The sequence below is a fragment of the Actinospineispora eucalypti genome (assembly GCF_039543365.1).
In the GTDB taxonomy this organism is placed as follows: domain Bacteria; phylum Actinomycetota; class Actinomycetes; order Mycobacteriales; family Pseudonocardiaceae; genus Pseudonocardia; species Pseudonocardia eucalypti.
The window spans coordinates 481,033-502,659 of record NZ_BAABJP010000007.1 but is presented as its reverse complement, the minus strand read 5'-3'; the positions used below and the strand labels follow the sequence as shown (position 1 = coordinate 502,659).

Genomic DNA, 21,627 nt, shown 5'->3' with positions numbered 1-21,627 from the left:
CTCAGGACCCGGCGTGGGCGGCGCGCAGCGCCGCGAGGTCCAGCTTGACCATGCCGAGCATCGCCCGGGAAGCCCGGGCCGCCTTCTCCGGATCCGGGTCGGTGACCATGTCGATCAGCTCCGCCGGCCCCACCTGCCAGCAGACGCCGTAGCGGTCGCGCAACCAACCGCAGGCGGTGCCCTGCCCGCCGCCGTCGGTCAGCCGGTCCCAGTAGTAGTCGATCTCCGCCTGGTCCGCGCAGTCGATCTGGAACGAGACCGCCTCGTCAAACTTGAACTCGGGGCCGCCGTTCAACGCCACGAACCGCTGGCCGTTGATCTCGAACTCCACGGTGACCACCGTGCCCACCGGCCCCGGCCCGGCCTCGGTGTACCGGGCGACCCGGCCGACCTTGCCGTCCTTGAACACCGAGCAGTAGAACTCGGCGGCCTCCTCGGCCTTGCCGTCGAACCACAGGCAGGTGGTGAATCCCTTGATCATTGCCGTCTCCTCGCTCATCGGGGTCGATGCAGGTACCGACCAGGCGTCGCGAGAAAACTCATCGCGGGGTGTGGCGCAGCGCTCCTTTCGCGCGAAGGTCGGCGAGCGTGGGGTAGCCGTCCACGGCCATGATCAGGTCGGCCTCGGCCAGCAGCGAGCGGAGCACGTGCACGACACCGTCGGCGCCCTCCAGGGCCAGGCCGTAGACGTAGGGGCGGCCCACGCCGACGGCGGTGGCGCCCAGTGCCAACGCCTTGATCACGTCGGCGCCGGTGCGCACGCCGGAGTCGAAGAGCACGGGCAGGCCGTCGGCCGCTTCGACCACCTCCGGGAGCGCGTCCAGGGCGGCCAGCCCGCCGTTGGCCTGGCGTCCGCCGTGGTTGGAGCAGTAGATCCCGTCCACGCCGCCGTCCCTGGCCCGGCGCGCGTCCTCCGGGTGACAGATGCCCTTGAGGATCAGCGGAAGGTCGGTGAGCGACCGCAGCCAGGGCAGGTCGTCCCAGGTCAGCGGGTTCCCGAAGATCCCGACCCACTCCAGCACGGCGGCCCGGGGGTCCTCCTCGGGCGGTTTGGCCAGCCGGGCGCGGAAGACCGGGTCGGAGGTGTAGTTGGCCAGGCAGTGGCCGCGCAGCTGGGGGAAGTTGCTCGCCGCCAGGTCGCGCGGGCGCCAGCCGGTGACCCAGGTGTCCAGGGTGACCACGATCCCCTTGAACCCCGCTTCTTCCGCGCGGCGCACCAGGCTCTCGGCCAACGCCCGGTCGGTCGGGGTGTAGAGCTGGAAGAAGCCCGGGGTCTCCCCGAACTCCGCCGCGACCCGCTCCATCGGGTCCACGGTGAGCGTGGAGGCCACCATCGGCACGCCGGTGCGGGCGGCCGCGCGGGCGGTCGCCAGGTCGCCGTGCCCGTCCTGGGGGCACAGCCCGATGACGCCGACCGGGGCCATGAACAACGGGGTGGGCAGGCGCAGGCCGAACAGGTCCACGGACAGGTCCCGCTCCGCCGCGCCGACCATCATCCGGGGCACCAGCCCCCACCGCTGGAACGCCGTCACGTTGGCGCGCTGGGTGAACTCGTCCCCCGCGCCGCCGGCGATGTAGCTGAGCAGCGACGGAGCGAGCGCCGCCCGCGCCCGGGCCTCCAGCTCCTCGTAGGTCATCGGCATGCTCGGCAGCACCCCGGACAGCCCGCCCAGGTAGATCTCGATCTGGTAGTCCCCGAACCTCGGGCTCATCGCGGCTCCCCGTCGGCCACCAGTACTCCCTCGGCGAAACACGCGGCCACCGCCGCACCGTCCCCGGCGTTCCAGGCCTGCGCCACCGCGGCGACAATCTCTTCGGCCGTCATGACCCCACCGAACCGCCCGCGCGGCCGGCACGGAAGTCACCCGATTGTGAGCCTCGGCACTTACGGGCGGTCAGCGGTTTTACGCGGTGCATAATATTACGCAGCGCGTAAGCCTATCGGTCAACTCAACGAGGAGATGAGACGGATGAGTCGCCGGACGAGCGCCACATTGGCCGGTCTGAGCCGACGGGACCGCGCCATCCTGCGCGCGGTCGCCGAGGGTCGTTGCACGATCTCCGCCGCGTTCGGCGCCCCGCTGACCGTCGACGGCTACGCCATCTCCGACCAGTTCACCGTCGCGCGGCTCCGGAAGGCCGGCCTGATCACCACTCGGGGACCCCGCGCACTGCTCACCCACCAGGGACTGGAACTACTCCAAGCCGCCTGAGCAGCGCAACACGTTGAAGCGGAACTCGACCACACGTTCCGGCACAGGGAAACATTGCGGCGGCAGCTCCGATCAATAGTCCGTGAACTCGACCGACATCGACGACGAACCTCGCAGTGGCGCGATCCACTCGGTCTCGGCCGTGAGCGCCTCTTGGTGATGGCCGCTCAGAGCCTCGAATGCCCACCTCCGCCAGCTCATCGTCGAGCAGGCTCCACCATGGATGGACGTCCCCTGCCTGCACGGGCGCGCAACGTCAGGCCCCTCGCAGCACGACCGCCAGGAGCTCGGGCGCACTGAACTCTCGCGGGTAGGCCGTTTCGTGTTGCCTCAGAATTCCGAGCTCTTCCAACTGCCCGATCAGCTTGTGAGCGCGGGCATTGCTCACCCCCAGGTCGCGCGCGGCCTGCTTCGTGGTGAAGATCGGGCGCGCCAGTGCGAGGTCGACAAGTCGCATGGCGGTCTCGGCCCGCATCTTGCTCTCTCGGATTCGCCGCTTGAGCTCGGTCTGCACACCCAGTAGCTCCCTGAGCTGCTGGTCCGTCTGGCGCGCCGAGGCCGCGATTCCAGTGGCGAAGAACTGAAGCCAGGTATCCCAGTCGCCCGAAGTGCTCACGCCCATCAGCGCGTTGTAGTAGTCGGCGCGGCGCGCTTCGAACCACGGTGACACCGTCAGAATCGGCTGGTCGAGCACCCCGCTATACAGGAAGTGCAAGACGATCAACAGGCGACCAATGCGCCCGTTCCCATCGTTGAACGGGTGCAGCGTTTCCAGCTGGTAGTGAGCCATGCCGGCCGCGACTACCGGATCGATCTCCAGATGGTTGCACTCGTCAAACCACTTCACCCAGTCGCGGACCCTTCGATCGAGCTCGTCGCCCGGGGGATGCGGAACGAAGCGAGCGTCCCTCACCCGGCCTCCCCGGTTTCCGCCGATCACCACTTGGATAGTCCGGATGCGTCCCGCCTGCTCGGTGTCGGCATCGGTGCCACGTACGAGCAGACGATGCAGCTCTGTCAAGAGGTTGAGGGAGAGTGGCCGACCATCGCGCCGCCAGGCGTAGGCGTGCAGCGCCATACGCATGTAGTTAACGATCTCGCGCATGGTCGCGTCACCCTGCTCGACCTCCTCGTCTGCCGCCAGGACGGCCTCGAGCGGCGCGTATGTCCCCTCCAAGGCCGAGGTGCTCTGCGCCTCTCGGCGCAAGACAGGCAGGCTCAGGAGGTCCGGACTCGGCAGCTGACGCGCCGAACTGTCCAGCGCCCCTAGCGCCCCCCGGGCGTCTGCGATCGCGTTGTACGTCTGCGGCTTGAGTGACGGACAGTCAGCAGCAAGGGGGTGTGCGCAGAAGGCGATATGCTGCCAGGGGCCGTAGCGTGGATCGTTGCCCTGGATCGGCACCAGTCTGCCCGTAGGGCTACCAACGAACTCCGCTGCGTCCACAGTTTCAACTGTAGCGCTGGTTGTGTTGAAACCTGACAGCTGAATACGCCCCAGCTTCAACACTTTTACCACTCGATCGGGTGACGAGAGTGATCGAGCTCGCACAGGTGTTTGTTTGCCGCGATAGGCCAACCGGCATGGGCAACGCGCGGTCATCGCGTTCGGACTAGTTAGCCGGGTCCTCACGCACGGTCACGGCCATGCCGACGGTGGCGCGCTCGAGCCGCAACTCCGCATAACAGGTCCTTAGAACGGCAACAGCGATCGCGGCCTAAGCCCCCGTTAGCCTGGCGAGGTCGCCGTCGGTCACACGTTGAAGCGGAACTCGACTACGTCGCCGTCGGCCATCACGTAGTCCTTGCCCTCCATGCGGACCTTGCCGGCGGCTTTCGCGGCGGCCATGGTGCCGGCCGCGACCAGGTCGTCGTAGGACACGATCTCCGCCTTGATGAAGCCGCGTTCGAAGTCGGTGTGGATCACGCCGGCCGCCTGGGGGGCGGTGGCGCCGGCCTTGATGGTCCAGGCGCGGGACTCCTTGGGGCCGGCGGTCAGGTAGGTCTGCAGGCCCAGGGTGGCGAAGCCGGCGCGGGCCAGCGCGTGCAGTCCCGGCTCGTCCTGGCCGATGGACTCGAGCAGCTCGCGGGCCTCCTCCGGGTCCGACTCGGACAGCTCGAGCAGCTCGGCCTCCACCTTGGCGTCCAGGAACACCGCCTGCGCCGGGGCGACCATCTCGGTCAGCTCCTTGCGCCGCGTGGCGTCGGTGAGCACCGCCTCGTCGGCGTTGAACACGTAGAGGAACGGCTTGGTGGTGAGCAGGCCCAGCTCGCGCAGCGGCGCCCGGTCCACCCCGGCCGCGAACAGCGTCTTCCCGCCGTTGAGGATCTCCACCGCCCGTTCCGCGGCCTCCAGCACCGGCCGGCGGTCCTTCTGCATCCGGGCTTCCTTGGCGATCCGGGGAACCGCCTTCTCCAGCGTCTGCAGGTCGGCCAGGATCAGCTCGGTGGCGATCGTCTCCATGTCGGCGGCGGCGTCCACCCGGCCGTCCACGTGCACCACGTCCGCGTCCTCGAACACCCGGACCACCTGGCAGATCGCGTCCGACTCGCGGATGTTGGCCAGGAACTTGTTGCCCAGCCCGGCGCCCTCGGAGGCCCCCTTCACGATGCCCGCGATGTCCACGAAGGACACCACGGCCGGCACCACCTTGGCCGACTCGAACATCTCGGCCAGCTTGTCCAGCCTCGGGTCGGGCAGCGGGACCACGCCGACGTTCGGCTCGATGGTGGCGAACGGGTAGTTCGCGGCCAGCGCGTCGTTGTGGGTCAGCGCGTTGAACAGGGTGGACTTGCCCACGTTGGGCAGCCCGACGATGCCGAGGGTGAGGCTCACGACGAACCAGGGTAGTCGCCGGCCGGGCAGCCCCGGCCGACCGCCCGTCTACCCGGTAACACCGTTCACATTCGAACAGGGGATCGATCGGCGCGCCTGGGCAAAAACTGTCAGGGTCACCTGCACTCTGGTCCGCATGAGCTCCATCGCCACGGTGAACATGCTGTTGATCGGGCTGTTAGCCGGCGCCGCCATCGGCGCGGGTACAGCCTGGGCAATGCTGTCCGCCCGGCACCGGGTGCACACCGCCGAGGCGGCTCGGGCCCGGGCCGACGCCTCCGCCGCGCTGCGCTCGGAAGTGGCCGCGCTGCGGGTGGAACGGGACTCGCTGCTCAGCCGGCTGAACGAGCAGACCGAACACGCCGCGGCGGCCGAGCTGCGCGCCCGCCGCGCGGAGACCGAGGCGGTGGGCGCGAACGCCGCGCTGGACGCCGAGCGCACCGCCTCGATGGAGCGCGAGCGGCTGCTGGCCCGCCGGGACGCGGAGCTGAAGGAGTCCTTCCAGGCGCTCTCCGCCGACGCGCTGGCCCGCAACAACGAGGCCTTCGTGGCATTGGCCGAGGGTCGGCTCAAGGAGGTCACGGCGGCCCTCACCGCCAAGGCCCAGGGCGACGACACCGCCCGCCAGCACGCCATCAACGCGCTGCTCGACCCGATGACCAGCACGCTGCGCCGGGTCGAGGGCCAACTGCGCGACGTGGAGAAGGAACGCGAGTCCGCCTACTCCGGCCTGCGCGAGCAGATTTCGGTCATGCGCCAGGGCTCCGAGCGGCTGCACGAGGAGACCAAGCAGCTGGTGAACGCGCTGCGCGCGCCGCAGGTGCGGGGCCGGTGGGGCGAGCTGCAGCTGGAACGGATCGTGCAGCTGGCCGGCATGGTGGAGCACTGCGACTTCGACCAGCAGGTGGTAGCGGCCGCCGAGGACGGCGGGGTCCGGCCGGACATGGTGGTGCACCTGGCGGGCGGCAAGCAGATCGTGGTGGACGCCAAGGTGCCGTTCGCCGCCTACCTGGAGGCGGTGGAGTCCCGGGACCCGGACGTGCACTCCGACCGGCTGTCCGCGCACGCCCGCCAGCTGCGTTCGCACATCGACACGCTGGCTTCCAAGGCGTACTGGCAGGCGTTCGAGCCGAGCCCGGAGTTCGTGGTGCTGTTCGTGCCGGGCGACCCGTTCCTGGAGGCCGCGCTGCGCTCCGACCCCGCGCTGCTCGAGCACGCCTTCACCCACAACGTCATCGTGGCCACGCCCACCACCCTGATCGCGCTGCTGCGCACGGTCGCCTACGCGTGGCGGCAGGAGGCGCTGGCCGCCAACGCGGCGAAGGTGCACTCGCTGGGCCGCGAGCTGCACGGGCGGCTGGCCACCATGGGCACCCACGTGGCCAAGCTCGGCCGCAGCCTGGACTCGGCGGTGGACAGCTACAACAAGACGGTCAGCTCGCTGGAGGCGCGCGTGCTGGTCACCGCGCGCAAGCTGACAGATCTCAAGGTCAGCGACGAGGAGCTGCCCGCCCCTTCACAGGTGGAGCGCTCGCCCCGCCAGGTGCAGGCCCCTGAGCTGGTCGCATCGGCGGCCGACTCGCTGATCGCGCTGCACCAGCGCGAGCACCCGACCGGCCCACCGGACACGGCCGATGACGTGTCCGACGGCGGACGGGCTACCGTGACCGGGTGACGACGCGCCCGCCCGCGCCCCCCTCGCGCACCGGATGGCCGACCTATGAGCGGTCGATCCTGAGCAACGTGCTCGGCTTACCGGGTTACGCCGCGATCGCCATCGCGTTCGGCTTCACCGGCCTCGGGGTGTTCATCGACCTGAACCGCACGGGCGGCGACCTCGGCGCGATCTTCAAGGGCTGCTACTTCGCCGGCTGCGTGCTCGCGGTGTGCTGGGTGAAGCGGCGCGCGTTGTTCGGCCCGATGGTGCAGCCACCGCTGCTGATGGCGCTGGCCATTCCCAGCATCGTGCTGCTGTCGGGCGACAGCGGCGCCAACGGCTCCCCCGGGCTGGCCGACCACCTGCTCTCCATCGGCGCCCCACTGCTGCTCGGCTTCCCCACCATGGCGGTGACCACGGCGTTCGTCGTGGGCATCGGCATCATCCGGTACCTCCTGCAACGCCCCTCGCAGGCGCCGGCACCGCCAACCCGCCGCCCGGCCAACCGCCGGGGCGCGGCCTCGGCCCCGGGCGCCGGACGAGGTGCGGCGACCCCCGGCGAACGACGGGCCGCCGCGGCGACGGCCGACCGGCGTGGCGCGCCGGGCGAACGCCGAACCACCAGTGGCGTGCCCGGCGAACGCCGAACCACCAGCGGTGTGCCGGGCGAGCGCAAGGGCTCCGGGACGCCCGGCGAGCGGCGTGCCGGCACGACCGAGCGCAGGACCACCTCGGGCGTGCCCGGCGAGAGCCGTGACCAGCCGAAACGCTCCTCGAAGCAGCGCCCGACGAAGCAGGGCGGCGCGACCAGCGCCTCGGGCGAGCAGCGCGCGGCCGGCGGCCGCGAGCCGGGTGCCGACCGCAAGAGCAGCCGGTCCGCCCCGGACCGCGCCTCCGGGGACCGCCGGGCGGCCCGGGGCTCCTCGGCCGCCGGCCGCCAGCGCTCCGGCGAACCCCAGCCGCCCGAACCCCGCTCGGCCGACCGCACCGCCCGCCGCTCCTGACCGCCACCGTAGAGGGCAATTCTTAAGCCTTCCTTGTTACGGCACTGTTGGCGGCCGGGCCGCTTAGCATTGCCGGTCATGAACTCCCGCCGGCGGGACACCGAGGACCAGGTTCATCACCGGGTGGCGGCGCTCCGGCTCGAGCGCGGCCTGAGTCGCCATCAACTGGCCGAGGCCCTCGGCCTGCACCCCCGAACCATCGGCTACCTCGAGCAGGGCGAGTGGGAGCCCAGCCTGGCGGTCGCGTTGAAGATCGCGCGCCTGTTCGATCTTCCGGTCGAGGCCATCTTCAGCACCCCGTCCCGACCCCGGCTCCTCCCGGTCGCCACCCCTCCGGGGAATATCCCCGATGACGCCATGAGCACCGGGGGAGCCGGCTTGCGCGGTGTCGGCGGGGATGCCTCCCGCCGGGCCCGCCGATCGTTGACGGTGGGATTCCTGGCGTGCCTGTCCGCCATGCCCCTGGCGATGGCGTTTTTACCGGAATCGGACGGGAGACTGGTGAGCATTCTGGCCATGTTCGGCGGCTATGCGCTGTCCATTATGTTGGCCAACGCGATCCGTAAGCTCGGCGCCGGCCACGACGGCGCGTTGGACGAAATACAGCGACGGGTTCACGACCGGTACAACTCATACGCGTACCTGGTGCTGATACGCGCCTACTCGGTGGCTACCGTGGTCATTCTCCTCTTCTGCTGGGTGAAGTTCGAGTTGAGCGACGTCGCCAGCGGCGCGTCGGCCGTCGGCATCCCCCTGCTGTTCCTGGTTGTCTCGCTGCCCAGCCTGATCGTCGCCTGGTCCCTGCCCGACCTCGACCGATCGGCCACCGGACGGCGACCTTAAGATCGCCTTGTTATAGCGCTGTTGGAGAGCGGGGCTCATAACATTGCGAGTCATGAACTCCCGTCGGCGCGGCACCGAGGATCAGATTCATCAGAGGCTGGCCGCGCTGCGGCTCGAGCGGGGCGTGAGCCGCCTACAACTGGCCAAAGCCCTCGACCTGCACCCGCAGACCCTCGGTTATCTCGAGCGAGGCCACTACCAGCCCAGCCTCGCGGTCGCGCTGAAGATCGCCAGCTTGTTCCAGCTTCCGGTCGAAGCCATCTTCAGCAGCCCGGTTCCGTCCCAGCCGCTCCGCATGTCCGCCCCTCCGGGGAACGCCGGAGAAGGCGTCATGCCCACCGAGCGGGACCGACTCGTGCAGAGATTCCGCGCCGCCTGGGACCGCAGGGACGCCGAGCTGGCTGCCGGGCTGCGCGGTTTTGGCGGTCGCGCTTCCCACCGGACCCGGCGGTGGTTGGTGGTGGGGTTCCTGGTGTGCGTGGCCATGGTCCCCCTGGCGCGGCTATTGCCGGGAATTGCCGGGATGATGGGTGTCATCGGCATGTTCGCCGGGCTTCTGCTGGTTCTGATCGTGGCCAACGCCAGCGATATCGTCGGGGACCACCTCGACAGCGGCCTGGATGAGATCCAGATACGCGTCCAAGACAGCTACGATTCGCGCGCGTACCGGATGCTGACGAGCGGCTGCGCGGTGGCCTTTCTCATCCTCTTCAGTGTCGCGGAGTTCGCGCCACCCCTCGACTCCGACATCGTCCAAGCCGTCTGCTACCCCCTGTTCATGCTGGCCATGGGGCTGCCAACGATGATCGCCGGCTGGTCCTTGCCCGATCTCGACCAGCCGGCGGAGTAGGGCTCAGCCGGTTTGGGCGGTGCGGCGGGCGCGCAGTTCGCGGGGCAGGGAGAAGCTCAGCGTCTCCTCGGCGGTGGTGATCTCCTCGACGTCGGTCCAACCGCGCTCGGCCAGCCAGTCGATCACGCCGCGCACCAGGATCTCCGGCACGGAGGCGCCGCTGGTGATGCCCACCGTGCGCACCCCGGACAGCCACGCCTCGTCGATCTCCCGGGCGAAGTCGATGAGGTAGCTGGCCCCGGCGCCGGAGTTCAGCGCCACCTCCACCAGCCGCACGGAGTTCGACGAGTTGCGCGAGCCGACCACCAGCACCAGGTCGCAGTGCGGGGCCATCGCCTTCACCGCGACCTGCCGGTTCTGGGTGGCGTAGCAGATGTCGTCGCTGGGCGGGTCCTGCAGCGAGGGGAAGCGCTCGCGCAGCCGGCGCACCGTCTCCATGGTCTCGTCCACGGACAGCGTGGTCTGGGACAGCCAGATCACCTTCTCCGGGTCGCGGACGGTCACCTTGGCCACGTCGTCCGGGCCGTCCACCAGCTGCACGTGGTCCGGCGCCTCGCCCGCGGTGCCCTCCACCTCCTCGTGCCCGTGGTGGCCGACCAGCAGGATGTCGTAGTCCTCCCTGGCGAAGCGCTTGGCCTCGTGGTGCACCTTGGTGACCAGCGGGCAGGTCGCGTCGATGGTGCGCAGGCTGCGCGACGCCGCCTGGGCGTGCACGGCCGGCGCGACGCCGTGCGCGGAGAACACCACCAGGGCGCCCTCCGGGACCTCGTCGGCCTCGTTGACGAAGATCGCGCCGCGCTCCCGCAGCGTCTCCACGACGTGCCGGTTGTGCACGATCTCCTTCCGCACGTAAACCGGGGCGCCGTGCGTCTCCAGCGCCTTCTCCACGGCGACGACGGCGCGGTCCACCCCGGCGCAGTAGCCTCGGGGCGCGGCCAGCAGGACTCGTTTGTCTGCTTCAGACATGCTTCCAGCGTAGGCGCTCTACCGTGGTGGCATGCGCCTACTGTGGTGTCCGCTGCGCAACGACGAGGCAGAACGAGTAAGAATGCAGGGTATGAAACCGCTGCCCATGCCGATCAGGATCGCCGCCGGCCTGGTGGTCACCGCGCTGGAAGAGGCCCAGGAGCTGCCGCGGAAGATCACCGAGTTCCCGGTGACCGCGGTGAGCCAGGCGCTGCAGGCCTCCATGCGGCTCCAGCAGCGGGTGACCGAGCTGGCCATCAAGGGCGACCGCGCGCTGGGTTCGCTGCGGCCGGTGCCCGAGGCCCCGGAGTGGGCGCGGTTCGACGAGGACGAGGACGACGCGGGCGATTCGCGGTTCTTCGGCTCGGAGCACGGCCGGCCGAACGGGCTGGCCAACGGCCTGCGCGCGCCGCTGTCCACGCCGCCCAAGGTGACCCCGGTGCGGATCCTGCCCGATCCGGACGAGGACGACGCGGCCGAGGCGCTGCCCTCCCCGCGCCCCCCGACCGAGGCATCCGACCTGCCCGCTGTGCAGCCGGACGCCAAGCCCGCCTCCAAGCCGACCGCACCCGCCCGGGCCGAGCGTCGGAAGGCCGAGCGCCAAAAGGCCGACCCCAGCAAGACCGAGCCCAGCAAGACCGAGCCCAGCAAGACCGAGCCCAGCAAGGTCGGGCGCCAGAAGGTCGAGCCGGAGAAGGCGGCCAAGGCGGAGAAGTCCGCCGGCGGGCCGTCCGGGCTGGAGGAGTACGAGCAGTGGAGCCTGCCGCAGCTGCGCGCCCGGTTCCGCAACCTGACCCTGCCGCAGCTGGAGGCGCTGCTGGCCTGGGAGACCGGGCACCAGGACCGGCCGCCCTACGTGACCATGCTGAGCAACCGGATCGCCAGCGTCAGCGGTCGGTGACCAAGCCGAAGAACCCGCCGAGCACGCCGGAGCAGCCCTGGCCGGTCCGCACGGTCGCCCGCAAGGTGGCCGGCTGGATCGACCGGCTGGGCACGGTCTGGGTGGAGGGGCAGCTCACCCAGGTCAACGCCCGCCCGGGCACCGGGACCGCGTTCCTGGTGCTGCGTGACCCGGCGGCGGACGTTTCCCTGACCCTGACCTGCCCGATCGGCCTGGTGCGCGACTCGGCCGCACCGGTCACCGAGGGCAGCCGGGTCATCGTGCACGGCAAGCCCACGTTCTTCCTCTCCCGGGGCACGTTCAGCCTGCGGGTGGACGAGATCCGTTCGGTGGGCATCGGCGAGTTGCTGGCCCGGATCGAACGGCTGCGCAAGCTGCTCGCCGCCGAGGGCCTCTTCGACCCGGCGCGCAAGCGGCGCCCGCCGTTCCTGCCCCGGCAGGTCGGACTGATCACCGGGCGGTCCAGCGCCGCCGAGCACGACGTGGTGAGTAACGCTCGTCACCGTTGGCCGGCCGCCCGGTTCCGCATCTGCCACACCGCGACCCAGGGCGCGCTGGCCGTGCCGGCGATCATCGACGCGCTGGAGGCCCTGGACCGGGACCCGGAGACCGATGTCATCGTGATCGCCCGGGGCGGCGGCAGCGTGGAGGATCTGCTGCCGTTCTCCGACGAGGCGCTGTGCCGGGCGGTCGCCGCCGCGCGCACACCGGTGATCTCGGCGATCGGCCACGAACCGGACACTCCCCTGCTCGATCACGTCGCTGACCTGCGCTGTTCCACGCCGACGGCGGCCGGGCGGACGATCGTGCCCGACCTGGCCGAGGAGACCGCGCGAATCGCCGGGCTGCGCGACCGGGCACGCCGCGCACTGTCCGGCTGGGTGGACCGGGAACGGCGGCTGCTGGACAACCTGCGCGGCCGCCCGGTGCTCGCCCAGCCCTACCGCGAGCTGGACCGGCGCGCCGACGAGCTCGCCGCGTTGCGCCAGGTGATGCGGAACCACACGTTGCGCGCGCTCGCCGAGCGGGCCACCGACCTCAGCCATCTGCAATCGCGCTTGACGAGCCTCGGACCAGCGGCCACCCTGGCGCGTGGGTACGCGATAGCGCAGGTCATCACCGATGACGACAGATCACCGGTGCTGCGCTCGGTGGCCGAGGCGCCGGTCGGCACCCGGCTGCGTATCCGGCTCACCGACGGAGCGGTCTCCTCGGTGGTGGACCAGACCGACCCGCGCTGACCGGGGGTCGGCGAGCGGAGGACGCGATGGCGGTTGCGCACACCCCACCGGGGCCCGCCGCGTCCACCTTCCTGCCGCTCACCCTGTCGGCGATCCGCGCCGCCGGAGAGGACGCGCTGGCCAGCCACGCGATCAGCGCCGAGCGGGCGGCGGCGGACAGCTGGCAGGCGCTGCTCGGGGACTGCGCCTGCGCCCACCGCTGGGTGCTGCCGGACCGGTTGCGCCTGCTCTCCGCCGCCGCCGGCGAGTACGCGGCCGGCGAGTGGTGGCGCCCGCACGGCGCCCGGGTCGCCGAGTTCGAGCAGTGGGTGGCCGAGGCGATCGACGAGGGCGACGGCGAGGACTTCGCGGAGGCCTGCGCCGGGTACGACGCCGCGCTGGCCCGCGCGCTGGTGGCCGCGAGCGGCCGCCCGGCCGGGCTGCCCTCCGCCGCCGGCGCCCCGTCCGGCACGATGGCCGAGTGAGCACCGAGACCGACATCGAGAAACTCGGCTACGAGCAGGCGCGCGACGAACTCGCCGAGGTGGTCCGCGCGCTCGAGGTCGGCGGGTTGAGCCTGGACGACGCCCTGGCCCTGTGGGAGCGCGGCGAGCGGCTGGCCAAGCACTGCGAGCGCCAGCTGGCGGGGGCGCGCGACCGGGTGGACGCGGTCCTCAACGAGCAGTCCGAACCGGAACGGTAGCGAGCGCGGAACGCGCTCGCCGAGAGCGCGCGCACAGTTCGGCGCGCGCGGGGACGCAGGTCAGCCGGTGCGGGGCAGCGGCGCGGCGGCGGTGACCGCCGAGGCCAGCGCCTGGAACTCCTCGGGCGTGCCGGAGCCGGTGACCAGCCAGCGCGCGCCGTCGACCACCCGGGTCCACGCCTGCTCGCCGTTGTGTCCCGGGTAGCCGACCCATTGCCCGCCGGCAGCGGTGACCGGTGCGGCCGGCCCGCGCGGCGGCCCGGCCGTCTCGTCGGTGACCAGCGCACCTTCCTCCGAGGCGGCGGTGGTCTGCACCAGCCGCATGTACCGGCCGCCGGCGGTCAGCCAGCTGACCCGTATCGCACTCGCCCCGCCGGGGGCGGGCCGCTGGTCCACCGAGGTGACCCGCCAGCCGGCCGGGGTGGCCGGCTCACGCACCGGGAACGACACCCGGCGGGCGGCGGCCTGCAGCGGCGGGTGCGGGTTCACCTGCACCCGGGCGGCCGGGCCGTTCGGGTCCACGCTGGGTCCCAGCGGGCTGAACGAACAACTCCGCCCGAGGAACGCCAGGAACCCGACCAGCGGCAGGAGCAGCAACAGCGAGAGGACCATGTCACGGGGCCGGGCGCCCAGCGGGCTCTGCCGTTTGGCGGGTTGGCCGGCGGGCTGGCGCTCGGCCTCCGACGGGTCGGGCGGATCGGGTGCGCTGCTCATCACGTCGGAGTATTCCCCACATGCCCGGCGGTCCCGGCGCCCCGGTCTGCGAGGATCTAGGGCATGAACACTCCACAGGCAGACCGGCAGCCCACGCAGCGGCGGCGCGAGGCCCCCGATCGCAACCTGGCTCTGGAGTTGGTGCGGGTCACCGAGGCGGCCGCGATGGCGGCCGGCCGGTGGGTCGGCCGGGGCGACAAGAACGGTGGCGACCAGGCCGCCGTGGACGCCATGCGCAAGCTCATCTCCAGCGTCTCGATGGGCGGCGTCGTGGTCATCGGGGAGGGCGAGAAGGACGAGGCCCCGATGCTCTACAACGGCGAGGAGGTGGGCAACGGGGACGGCCCGCAGTGCGACGTCGCGGTGGACCCGATCGACGGCACCACGCTGATGGCCAAGGGCATGTCGAACGCGCTGGCCGTGCTCGCGGTGTCCGAGCGGGGCGCGATGTTCGACCCCTCCGCGGTGTTCTACATGGAGAAGCTGGTCGTCGGCCCCGAGGCCGCCGAGGCGATCGACCTCACCGCGCCGGTGGCGGAGAACGTGCGCCGGGTGGCCAAGGCCCGGTCCATCGACGTCAACGACGTGACGGTGTGCATCCTGGACCGGCCCCGCCACGAGGGCCTGGTGCATGAGGTCCGGGCGACCGGTGCGCGTATCCAGTTCATCACCGACGGGGACGTGGCCGGCGCGATCTCGGCCGCCCGGCTGGGCACCGGTGTGGACATGCTGCTGGGCATCGGCGGCACGCCGGAGGGCATCATCGCCGCGTCCGCGCTCAAGTGCATGGGCGGCGCCATCCAGGCCCGGTTGTGGCCGCGCGACGACGCCGAGCGGAAAAAGGCGCTGGACGCCGGGCACGACCTCGAGCGGGTGCTGCACACCGACGACCTGGTCTCCGGGGACAACGTGTTCTTCTGCGCCACCGGGATCACCAACGGCGACCTGCTGAAGGGCGTGCACTACACCCCCGGCGGGTGCACCACCCAGTCCATCGTGATGCGGTCCAAGTCCGGCACGGTGCGAATGATCGACGGCTACCACCGCCTGACCAAGCTGCGCGCCTACTCCTCGGTGAACTACGACATCGAGGACGAGGGCGCGCCGCCGCTGCCGTGATCCCGCCCGATCAGGCCACCGTTTCACCCAATTGGGGGTCAATCGGTCGTGGTCGCATCCGTCACGCGTCCCATGCGTCATCTCTGGTGTACCGCTCCCCCGCGATGTCGGCGGGCGCTTCACCGGGATAGAGGGACCCCATGCTCAACCGGACGGTGCTCGCCGTTCTGCTGCTCGCGGTGATGACCTCGTCGGTCATCACCGGCTCGATCCTGCAGGCGCAGGAGGGACTGGCCGAGCAGTTGGCGGCGGCCGAGGCGGCGAAACGCGCGCCGGGCAACTCCGCGCCACCGCAGGCACCGCCGCTGCCGCGTCCCTCGGGCCAGCCCGAGCCGCCACAGAACCCGCTGGTCCTGACGCCCCCGCCACCTCCCCCACCGCCTCCGCCACCCCCGCCCAAGCCGGTCGCGGGCACGCCCTGCATGAGCAACGTGCGCGCCTGCGTGAAGCTGTCGACGAAGAAGGCCTGGCTGATCTCGGGCGGCAAGGTGCTGCTCGGCCCGGTGCCGATCACCAGCGGCAAGTCCGGCGAGCGCACCCCGGTCGGCATGCACCGGGTGATGTGGAAGGACGCCGACCACAAGAGCCGGGAGTTCGACGACGCGCCGATGCCCTGGTCGGTGTTCTTCGCCGCCGGCGGCATCGCGTTCCACACCGGCAGCCTGCGCGCGGAGTCCAGCGGCTGCATCCACCTGTCCGACGGCGTGGCCAAGCGCTTCTTCAACACGCTGTCCGTCGGCGACCCGGTCCAGGTGCTGCGCTAACCGATCACTCACACACACCCTTTGGCGCGTGTGCCGGCGGGGTGGCGGGCCGACCGGACCCCGGAGGCCGTGGCGGTGTGATGATCCCCCGGGCGCGTCCCCTCCGGCCGTTAGGGAGACTGGGGGCATGGCGGAATTTCGGATCGAGCACGACACGATGGGCGAGGTGCGGGTACCGGCGGACGCGCTGTGGCGCGCCCAGACGCAACGCGCGGTGGAAAACTTCCCGATCTCCGGGCGCGGCCTGGAACGCGCCCAGATCCGGGCGTTGGGCCTGGTCAAAGCCGCCTGCGCGCGGGTGAACGGGAACTCCGGGACGCTGACCGCCGACCTCGCCGAGGCCATCGCGGCCGCCGCCGACGAGGTGGCCGGGGGCAAGCACGACGCGAACTTCCCGGTGGACGTGTTCCAGACCGGTTCGGGCACCTCGTCCAACATGAACGCCAACGAGGTGATCGCCACGCTGGCCGCCGAGCGACTGGGCCGGGACGTGCACCCGAACGATCACGTGAACGCCTCCCAGTCGTCCAACGACGTGTTCCCCACCACCATCCACCTCGCCGCGGCGGAAGCGGTGTGGAACGACGTGGTCCCGGCGCTGGAGTACCTGGCCGAGGCGCTGCGGGCGCGCGCCGAGGAGTGGCAGGACGTGGTGAAGGCCGGCCGCACCCACCTGATGGACGCGGTGCCGGTGACCCTGGGCCAGGAGGCCGGTGGCTGGGCCACCCAGGTGGAGCACGCGGCGGGCCGGCTGGTCGGCGCGATGCCCCGGCTGGCCGAGCTGCCCATCGGCGGGACCGCGGTGGGCACCGGGCTCAACGCGCCGACCGGCTTCGGCGCCGACGTGGTGGCCCAGCTGCGCGACGCGACCGGCCTGGACGTCCTCACCGAGGCGGCCGACCACATCGCCGCGCAGGCCTCCCGGGACGGCCTGGTCGAGGCCTCCGGCGCACTGCGCGCGGCGGCGGTGTCGCTGTTCAAGGTGGCCAACGACATCCGCTGGCTGGGTTCGGGGCCGCGCACCGGCCTGGCCGAGCTGCACCTGCCGGACCTGCAGCCGGGCAGCTCGATCATGCCCGGCAAGGTCAACCCGGTGATCTGCGAGGCGACCATGATGGTGGCCGCCCAGGTGATCGGCAACGACGCCTGCGTGGCGTTCTCCGGGGCGCAGGGCAACTTCGAGCTCAACGTGATGATGCCGGTGATGGCCCGCAACGTGCTGGAGTCGGCGCGGCTGCTGGCCAATGTGGCCCGGCTGCTGGCGGACAAGGTGGTGGCCGGCGCGGTGGCCGACGAGCACCGGATGCGCGAGCTGGCCGAGTCGTCCCCGTCCGTGGTCACCCCGCTGAACCGCTACCTGGGCTACGAGGAGGCCGCGTCCATCGCCAAGCAGGCGCTGAAGGAGCGCCGGACCATCCGCGAGGTGGTGCTGGAGCGCGGACACGTGGCGGACGGCAAACTCACCGCCGACCAACTGGACACCGCACTGGACGTCCTGGCCATGGCCCAAGGCAACCGCTCCTAACCCCCAACAACGTTCCTGATTCAGTGACTTCAGCACACTGGTTCAGTCACTTCAGCAGGCTTGTTCAGCGACGGGCCGCATGGGGTGGGCGCCGTGCGTGAGTTGATCTACGTCGAAGCCCGGCCGGGTGGAGTGGCGGGCGGCTGGCAGGACGCGCCGGCGGTGTTGGCCGACCCGCCGCTCAGACCGGTGTTCCGGCGCGCCTGATCATCCGCCCAACCTGGCCGCCGTGCGTTCGTCGGCCGGGGTGTAGGTGGTGAGCCGGTGCGAGCCGCGCTGGCCCAGCCACAGGTGGGTGAACTCGAAGTGCAGCGGGCCGGCCTCGGGGTGCAGGAACCGCTTGGTCTGGTTGCGCATCGGGCGCACCTCGTGCTGGGTCCACAGCTGCTCGAACTCGCCCGACTCCCGCCGCAACCGCTTGACCAGCGCCTTCCACGCCGGCTCGCCGACGTGGTCGGCCATCTGCGCGCGGAACTCGGCCACCGCCACTGGCATCCGGTCCGCCCAGTCCGGCATCCGGACCCGCCAGCTCGGGTTGGTGAAGCACTGCAGCAGTGCGTTGCGGTCCTCGAACGGCAGGTCGTCCACGCCCATCAGCCAGTTGTAGGCGCGGTTGTGGGCCAGGATGTCGGTGCGCGCGTTGTGCACCGCCGCCGGATAGGGCTCCAGCTTGGCCAGGATGGCGTGCACCGAGGGTTCCACGGAGGCGCATTCCTTGCGCATCGGCGGCTCGGGCGCGCCGGCCAGGGCGAACAGGTGCGTGCGCTCGTAGGGGTCCAGCCGGAGCGTGCCGGCGATGGCGCCGAGCACCTGCTCCGAGGCGCGGATGTCCCGGCCCTGCTCGAGCCAAGTGTACCAGGTGACCCCGACGCCGGCCAGCTGCGCGACCTCCTCGCGGCGCAGCCCCGGCGTGCGGCGGCGCCCGATCGCCGGCAGCCCGACCTGGTCCGGGGTGAGCCGCTCACGGCGGCTGCGCAGGAAACCGGCCAGCTCCTGGCGGCGTATAGCGGTGTCCATGGGACCACTCTGCTACGGGCCGGAACCTGTTACCAGGTAGTGGCTGGTACCTGGATAAACACTTACTGGTACCAGTGTCGCGGCGCCCGGATCGTGGTGTTGTGACGATCTCACTCCTCCCTCGGCAAGTTTCGGCACGGACGCTCACCACGGCGGGCCTGTTCACCGTGCTGATGGGCGCCGCGCTGGCGCCCATCGACCTGTTCATCGTCAACGTCGCGCTGCCCACCATCCAGGCCGACCTGCGCGCCTCGAACGCCACCCTGGAGTGGGTGGTGGCCGGCTACGGCATCGGGTTCGCGCTGCTGCTGGTCCTCGGCGGGCGGTTGGGCGACGCGTTCGGCCGGCGCCGGCTGTTCTCCGTCGGACTGGCCGCGTTCAGCTTGACCTCCCTGGTCTGCGGGCTGGCCCCGAACGCGTTGACGCTGGTGGTGGCGCGCGCGGCGCAGGGAGCGGCGGCCGCGCTGCTGGTGCCGCAGGTGCTTTCCATCATTCAGGCCGGCACCGCCGGCGAACGCCGCGCGCGGGTGCTCGGCTACTACGGCGCCACCGGCGGTATCTCGATGGTGATCGGTCAGCTGCTCGGCGGCGTGCTGGTCTCGGCCGACCTGGCCGGCCTCGGCTGGCGCCCGATCTTCCTGGTCAACGTGCCGATCGGGCTACTGGCGATGTGGCTGGCCCGGCGAACCCTGAACGAGTCCCGCGCGACCGACCCGGTCGGCCTGGACCTGCTCGGCACACCCCTGCTCGGCGCCACGCTGCTCGCCCTGCTGGTCCCGCTGATGGAGGGGCACGGGCTGGGCTGGCCGTGGTGGTGCTGGGCGCTGCTCGCCGCGTTCCCGGTGCTGCTGGTGGGGTTCTTCCAGGTGGAACGGCGGGTCGAGGCGCGGGGCGGGGCTCCGCTGCTGCCGCCCTCGGTGCTGCGCATGGCGCCGATGCGGCACGGCCTGTTCATCGCGGTGCCGTTCTTCGCCGGGTTCGGCGGCTTCATGTTCGTGTACGCGTTGCTGCTGCAGAACGGGCTGCGGCTGAGCCCGCTCGGCTCCGGCCTCGCGCTGACCCCGACGGCGGTGGCCTTCCTGGTGACCACGCTGCTGGTGGCCCGCCTGGTCAACCGGTTCGGCCGCCGGGTCATGGTCGCCGCGTCACTGGTGCTGGTGCTGTCGCTGCTGGTACTGATCGGCACGGTGCTGTCCACGTGGCCGGCGCTGACCGTGTGGCACCTGGTCCCCGGCACCCTGCTGTTCGGGATCGGCCAGGGGCTCGCCGCGCCGACCCTGTTCCGGTCCATCCTCTCCCGCGTGCCCGCCGACCGCGCCGGCGTGGGCAGCGGCGTGCTCACCACCACCCAGCAGACCTCACTGGCCCTGGGCGTGGCCACCTTCGGCACCCTGTTCGCCGTGCTCAGCGCTCCCGGTGGAGTGGCGTTCGCCCACGCCCTGACGGTGGTCTCCACCATCCAGATCCTCACCAGCATCCTCATCGGCGCCCTGGCCCTCCGCCTCCCCGACCCCCGCGAGTCGGGGATCTAGGCACGGCGAGTCGGGACTTGGGGTACCGCGAGTCGGGGATCCAGGTACGGCGAGTCGGGGACCTGGGTACGGCGAGTCGGGGATCTAGGTACGCGTTGGGTGAGCCGCCGAGCCCGCCCCGCTCGACCACGACGACGAAGTCAAGACGCGAAACCCGCCGCAACCTCGTACCCAGTTCCCCGACTCGCCGTACCCCAAGTCCCGACTCGCCGGGGGGTGGGAAGTGTCGGGGGGTGGTGTCAGGATCGGGAGCGTGTGGTTCGCGGAGGTGGTGGCGGGGTCGGGGGCGGTGGCGGGCACCCGGTCGCGGAAGGCCAAGGTGGAGGCGCTGGCGGGATTGCTGCGCGCGCTCGAGGCCGACGAGATCGAACCCGCCGTGGCCTGGCTGGCCGGCGAGCCGAGGCAGGGGCGGCTGGGCACCGGTTGGCGGACCTTGCTGGCCCTCCGGGTAGCCCCGTCCACCACGCCGAAACTCGAGGTCACCGAGGTGGACGCGGCACTGGACAGGTTGGCCACCACCACCGGCCAGGGCTCGGCCAGAAGACGCGCCGAGCTTCTGACCGGCCTCTGGTCCGCCGCCACACAGGACGAACAGCACTTCCTGCTCCGCCTGCTCACCGGCGAGCTGCGCCAGGGCGCGCTGGAGGGCGTGCTCACCGAGGCGGTGGCGGCCGCCGCCGGCACCCCGCCCGACCTCACCCGGCGCGCGCTGATGCTCTCCGGGTCGCTGCCGGTGACCGCTCGCGCGGCGCTCACCCTCGGTTCACGGGCACTCGAGGCGTTCCGCCTCGAGGTGGGCCGGGGCCTGCGGCCCATGCTGGCCTCCCCGGCCGAGTCGCTGGACACCGCGCTGGCCGAACTGGGCGGCGCCGCCAACACCACCGTCGAGTACAAGCTGGACGGCGCGCGCATCCAGGTCCACCGGGACGGCGACGACATACGGGTGTTCACCCGCAGCCTGCGGGACATCACCGCCAAGGTGCCCGAACTCGTCCAGCTGGCCAAGGAACTGAACTGCCGGTCGGTGGTACTGGACGGCGAGTCGCTGGCGCTCACCGACGACGGCCGTCCGAGGCCGTTCCAGGAGAGTATGAGCAACGCCAGCTCCGGCCTGCTGCGACCAAAGTTCTTCGACTGCCTGCACCTGGACGGCACCGACCTGCTGGACGCGCCGCTGCGCGAGCGCCTCGACGCGCTGCAAAAGTGCGCCGGGGAACACCGGATGCCCGGCCTGGTCTCCCCCACCGGCGAGGACGCCGCCGCGCTGCTGGACCGGGCGATCGGCGAGGGGCACGAGGGCGTCATGGTCAAGGCGCTGGACGCTCCTTACGCGGCCGGGCGGCGCGGGCGGTCCTGGCAGAAGGTCAAGCCGGTGCACACGCTGGACCTGGTGGTGCTGGCCGTGGAATGGGGCTACGGGCGGCGCACCGGCAAGCTGTCCAACATCCACCTCGGCGCCCGGGACCCGGACGGCGGATCGCCGGTGATGGTGGGCAAGACGTTCAAGGGCATGACCGACCAGCTGCTGGAATGGCAGACCAGGGAGTTCAAGGAACACGCACTCAGCGACGACGGGCACGTGGTCACCCTGCCGCCGGAGTTCGTGGTGGAGATCGAGCTGGACGGGGTGCAGGCCAGCACCCGCTACCCGGGCGGCGTGGCGCTGCGGTTCGCCCGGGTGCAGCGCTATCGGCCGGACAAGACCCCGGCCGAGGCGGACACCATCGACGCCGTCCGCGCCCTGCTTCCATAGTGTTCCCGCACGC

21 protein-coding genes are annotated in these 21,627 nt (G+C 71.4%); 14 read left to right on the top strand and 7 right to left on the bottom strand.

Annotated elements, in window-relative coordinates; translation table 11 throughout:
* Window position 1: 1 nt before the first annotated feature.
* A complete protein-coding gene (locus ABEB12_RS09920) occupies window positions 2-481 on the bottom strand; it encodes a VOC family protein (protein ID WP_185066562.1) in 480 nt (159 codons plus the stop codon).
* Window positions 482-539: 58 nt separating this feature from the next.
* On the bottom strand, window positions 540-1,712 hold the full coding sequence (locus tag ABEB12_RS09915) for an alpha-hydroxy-acid oxidizing protein (protein WP_185066563.1): 1,173 nt from the start codon (window positions 1,710-1,712) through the stop codon (window positions 540-542).
* A 258-nt stretch (window positions 1,713-1,970) separates the two neighbouring features.
* Here ABEB12_RS09915 and ABEB12_RS09910 point away from each other — a divergent pair, with 258 nt between their 5' ends.
* Window positions 1,971-2,213 (top strand): hypothetical protein, encoded by a 243-nt coding sequence (locus ABEB12_RS09910; protein WP_185066564.1) that lies wholly within the window; start codon window positions 1,971-1,973, stop codon window positions 2,211-2,213.
* 256 nt (window positions 2,214-2,469) lie between these two features.
* On the opposite strand, the gene ABEB12_RS09905 is transcribed toward ABEB12_RS09910, so the two are convergent.
* Both ABEB12_RS09905 and ychF read right to left on the bottom strand, forming a co-directional pair.
* A complete protein-coding gene (locus tag ABEB12_RS09905; RefSeq protein WP_221499078.1) occupies window positions 2,470-3,657 on the bottom strand; it encodes a Fic family protein in 1,188 nt (395 codons plus the stop codon).
* 306 nt (window positions 3,658-3,963) lie between these two features.
* On the bottom strand, window positions 3,964-5,046 hold the full coding sequence (gene ychF / locus ABEB12_RS09900) for a redox-regulated ATPase YchF (RefSeq protein WP_185066566.1): 1,083 nt from the start codon (window positions 5,044-5,046) through the stop codon (window positions 3,964-3,966).
* Between the two features lie 136 nt (window positions 5,047-5,182).
* Here ychF and ABEB12_RS09895 point away from each other — a divergent pair, with 136 nt between their 5' ends.
* From ABEB12_RS09895 to ABEB12_RS09880, 4 genes are all read left to right on the top strand, one after another.
* Complete coding sequence (locus ABEB12_RS09895; RefSeq protein ID WP_221499079.1) at window positions 5,183-6,721, top strand: DNA recombination protein RmuC; 1,539 nt, start codon at window positions 5,183-5,185, stop codon at window positions 6,719-6,721.
* Window positions 6,718-7,707, top strand: a complete 990-nt coding sequence (locus tag ABEB12_RS09890; protein ID WP_185066567.1) for a DUF6542 domain-containing protein — start codon at window positions 6,718-6,720, stop codon at window positions 7,705-7,707. The genes ABEB12_RS09895 and ABEB12_RS09890 overlap by 4 nt, the downstream gene beginning before the upstream one ends.
* 78 nt (window positions 7,708-7,785) lie before the next feature.
* Complete coding sequence (locus ABEB12_RS42080) at window positions 7,786-8,550, top strand: helix-turn-helix transcriptional regulator (protein ID WP_221499080.1); 765 nt, start codon at window positions 7,786-7,788, stop codon at window positions 8,548-8,550.
* Between the two features lie 52 nt (window positions 8,551-8,602).
* Window positions 8,603-9,400, top strand: coding sequence for a helix-turn-helix domain-containing protein (locus ABEB12_RS09880; RefSeq protein WP_185066568.1), 798 nt, complete (start codon window positions 8,603-8,605; stop codon window positions 9,398-9,400).
* Between the two features lie 3 nt (window positions 9,401-9,403).
* On the opposite strand, the gene ABEB12_RS09875 is transcribed toward ABEB12_RS09880, so the two are convergent.
* Window positions 9,404-10,366, bottom strand: coding sequence for a 4-hydroxy-3-methylbut-2-enyl diphosphate reductase (locus ABEB12_RS09875; RefSeq protein ID WP_185066569.1), 963 nt, complete (start codon window positions 10,364-10,366; stop codon window positions 9,404-9,406).
* A gap of 91 nt (window positions 10,367-10,457) precedes the next feature.
* Here ABEB12_RS09875 and ABEB12_RS09870 point away from each other — a divergent pair, with 91 nt between their 5' ends.
* From ABEB12_RS09870 to ABEB12_RS09855, 4 genes are read left to right on the top strand one after another with little or no spacing between them, the layout of a single operon-like run.
* The gene (locus ABEB12_RS09870; RefSeq protein ID WP_345702700.1) at window positions 10,458-11,267 is read left to right on the top strand and encodes a lipid droplet-associated protein; all 810 of its coding nucleotides are present in this window, start codon (window positions 10,458-10,460) and stop codon (window positions 11,265-11,267) included.
* Window positions 11,264-12,508, top strand: a complete 1,245-nt coding sequence (gene xseA / locus ABEB12_RS09865) for an exodeoxyribonuclease VII large subunit (RefSeq protein WP_185066571.1) — start codon at window positions 11,264-11,266, stop codon at window positions 12,506-12,508. The genes ABEB12_RS09870 and xseA overlap by 4 nt, the downstream gene beginning before the upstream one ends.
* 26 nt (window positions 12,509-12,534) lie before the next feature.
* Entirely contained in the window at window positions 12,535-12,972 is a 438-nt protein-coding gene (locus ABEB12_RS09860; RefSeq protein WP_185066572.1) for a hypothetical protein, read from the top strand.
* A complete protein-coding gene (locus ABEB12_RS09855; protein WP_185066573.1) occupies window positions 12,969-13,190 on the top strand; it encodes an exodeoxyribonuclease VII small subunit in 222 nt (73 codons plus the stop codon). Before ABEB12_RS09860 ends, ABEB12_RS09855 begins: the two co-directional genes overlap by 4 nt.
* Before the next feature lie 60 nt (window positions 13,191-13,250).
* Here ABEB12_RS09855 and ABEB12_RS09850 read toward each other — a convergent pair whose 3' ends face one another.
* Window positions 13,251-13,904: a DUF4245 family protein gene (locus ABEB12_RS09850; RefSeq protein ID WP_185066574.1), complete on the bottom strand. Its 654-nt coding sequence runs from the start codon at window positions 13,902-13,904 to the stop codon at window positions 13,251-13,253.
* Window positions 13,905-13,967: 63 nt separating this feature from the next.
* Between ABEB12_RS09850 and glpX the strand changes: the two genes are divergently transcribed.
* From glpX to ABEB12_RS09835, 3 genes are all read left to right on the top strand, one after another.
* Window positions 13,968-15,023 carry a class II fructose-bisphosphatase gene (gene glpX / locus ABEB12_RS09845; RefSeq protein WP_185066575.1) on the top strand — a complete coding sequence of 352 codons (1,056 nt, stop codon included), beginning with the start codon at window positions 13,968-13,970 and terminating at the stop codon, window positions 15,021-15,023.
* Between the two features lie 140 nt (window positions 15,024-15,163).
* Window positions 15,164-15,787, top strand: a complete 624-nt coding sequence (locus ABEB12_RS09840; protein WP_345702699.1) for a L,D-transpeptidase — start codon at window positions 15,164-15,166, stop codon at window positions 15,785-15,787.
* A gap of 127 nt (window positions 15,788-15,914) precedes the next feature.
* On the top strand, window positions 15,915-17,312 hold the full coding sequence (locus ABEB12_RS09835; protein ID WP_185066576.1) for an aspartate ammonia-lyase: 1,398 nt from the start codon (window positions 15,915-15,917) through the stop codon (window positions 17,310-17,312).
* Window positions 17,313-17,519: 207 nt separating this feature from the next.
* Here the strand turns inward: ABEB12_RS09835 and ABEB12_RS09830 are convergent, their stop codons facing one another.
* On the bottom strand, window positions 17,520-18,329 hold the full coding sequence (locus ABEB12_RS09830; protein ID WP_185066577.1) for an MmyB family transcriptional regulator: 810 nt from the start codon (window positions 18,327-18,329) through the stop codon (window positions 17,520-17,522).
* A gap of 101 nt (window positions 18,330-18,430) precedes the next feature.
* On the opposite strand from ABEB12_RS09830, the gene ABEB12_RS09825 reads away from it, so the two are divergent.
* Both ABEB12_RS09825 and ABEB12_RS09820 read left to right on the top strand, forming a co-directional pair.
* On the top strand, window positions 18,431-19,861 hold the full coding sequence (locus ABEB12_RS09825) for an MFS transporter (protein ID WP_345702698.1): 1,431 nt from the start codon (window positions 18,431-18,433) through the stop codon (window positions 19,859-19,861).
* 253 nt (window positions 19,862-20,114) lie between these two features.
* Window positions 20,115-21,614, top strand: coding sequence for an ATP-dependent DNA ligase (locus ABEB12_RS09820; protein ID WP_185066578.1), 1,500 nt, complete (start codon window positions 20,115-20,117; stop codon window positions 21,612-21,614).
* The last annotated feature ends 13 nt before the right edge of the window (window positions 21,615-21,627 follow it).

Bases quoted from the DNA above. Each gene is read 5' to 3' on its own strand.
- ABEB12_RS09920 (WP_185066562.1), bottom strand. From the start codon at position 481: ATGATCAAGGGATTCACCACCTGCCTGTGGTTCGACGGCAAGGCCGAG.
- ABEB12_RS09915 (WP_185066563.1), bottom strand. From the start codon at position 1,712: ATGAGCCCGAGGTTCGGGGACTACCAGATCGAGATCTACCTGGGCGGG.
- ABEB12_RS09910 (WP_185066564.1), top strand. From the start codon at position 1,971: ATGAGTCGCCGGACGAGCGCCACATTGGCCGGTCTGAGCCGACGGGAC.
- ABEB12_RS09895 (WP_221499079.1), top strand. From the start codon at position 5,183: ATGAGCTCCATCGCCACGGTGAACATGCTGTTGATCGGGCTGTTAGCC.
- ABEB12_RS42080 (WP_221499080.1), top strand. From the start codon at position 7,786: ATGAACTCCCGCCGGCGGGACACCGAGGACCAGGTTCATCACCGGGTG.
- ABEB12_RS09880 (WP_185066568.1), top strand. From the start codon at position 8,603: ATGAACTCCCGTCGGCGCGGCACCGAGGATCAGATTCATCAGAGGCTG.
- ABEB12_RS09875 (WP_185066569.1), bottom strand. From the start codon at position 10,366: ATGTCTGAAGCAGACAAACGAGTCCTGCTGGCCGCGCCCCGAGGCTAC.
- ABEB12_RS09870 (WP_345702700.1), top strand. From the start codon at position 10,458: ATGAAACCGCTGCCCATGCCGATCAGGATCGCCGCCGGCCTGGTGGTC.
- ABEB12_RS09860 (WP_185066572.1), top strand. From the start codon at position 12,535: ATGGCGGTTGCGCACACCCCACCGGGGCCCGCCGCGTCCACCTTCCTG.
- ABEB12_RS09850 (WP_185066574.1), bottom strand. From the start codon at position 13,904: ATGAGCAGCGCACCCGATCCGCCCGACCCGTCGGAGGCCGAGCGCCAG.
- glpX (WP_185066575.1), top strand. From the start codon at position 13,968: ATGAACACTCCACAGGCAGACCGGCAGCCCACGCAGCGGCGGCGCGAG.
- ABEB12_RS09840 (WP_345702699.1), top strand. From the start codon at position 15,164: ATGCTCAACCGGACGGTGCTCGCCGTTCTGCTGCTCGCGGTGATGACC.
- ABEB12_RS09835 (WP_185066576.1), top strand. From the start codon at position 15,915: ATGGCGGAATTTCGGATCGAGCACGACACGATGGGCGAGGTGCGGGTA.
- ABEB12_RS09830 (WP_185066577.1), bottom strand. From the start codon at position 18,329: ATGGACACCGCTATACGCCGCCAGGAGCTGGCCGGTTTCCTGCGCAGC.